The organism is Dorea sp. 210702-DFI.3.125, from assembly GCF_020560945.1.
Lineage (GTDB): Bacteria > Bacillota > Clostridia > Lachnospirales > Lachnospiraceae > Dorea > Dorea formicigenerans.
The window spans coordinates 1-903 of the sequence record NZ_JAJCNF010000073.1 but is presented as its reverse complement, the minus strand read 5'-3'; the positions used below and the strand labels follow the sequence as shown (position 1 = coordinate 903).

Genomic DNA, 903 nt, shown 5'->3' with positions numbered 1-903 from the left:
AAACGAGCGAACAAAGCTAAGAAACTTATCCGGGAATTGATACAGGAGGAAACAGATGGTAAAAGCCATAAAAGTAATGCTGATACCAAACAACGTACAGAAAACTAAGATGTTTCAGTACGCAGGTGCTTCAAGATTTGCTTATAACTGGGCTTTGGCCAGGGAAAAAGAAAATTATGAAAAAGGTGGCAAATTCATTTCAGATTCAGAACTCAGAAAAGAATTTACAAAGCTCAGACATTCTGATGAATACGCATGGCTGCTGAATATTTCAAATAATGTAACCAAACAGGCAATCAAAGATGCCTGTACTGCGTATAAGAACTTTTTCAAGGGTTTGCAAAAATTCCCAAGATTCAAGTCCAGAAAGAGATCAATGCCGAAGTTCTATCAGGACAATGTTAAGATACAATTCAGTAATACCCACGTTAAGTTTGAAGGCTTTTCTTCCAGCAGGAAAGCAAATAAGCAGAAAATGAATTGGGTAAGACTTGCAGAACATGGACGTATTCCAACAGATGTTAAATATATGAATCCGAGAATATCCTTTGACGGATTGAACTGGTGGATCAGTGTATGTGTGGAATTTCCTGATTGCAAGGAAACACTTAATGATGATGGAGTTGGTATAGACTTAGGAATCAAAGATTTGGCTGTCTGCTCTGATGCTGTTAAATATAAGAACATTAATAAGAGTCAGAAAGTAAAGAAACTAGAAAAACAGAAACGCAGATTACAGCGTAGTATCTCTCGTTCTTACGAGAAAAATAAGAAAGGAGAAAGTTACTGCAAAACCAATAATGTAATCAAAAAGGAAAAACTTTTATTAAAACGAAATCACAGATTAACAAACATCCGTAAAAACTATTTGAATCAGACCATATCTGAGATCGTAAATCGAAA

Annotated in this window: 1 protein-coding gene; it reads left to right on the top strand. The window is 35.4% G+C overall.

Annotated elements, in window-relative coordinates:
• Nucleotides 1–55: 55 nt before the first annotated feature.
• The coding region (locus tag LI164_RS15575; RefSeq protein ID WP_227087376.1) for a transposase at nucleotides 56–903 on the top strand (848 nt) is incomplete at its 3' end.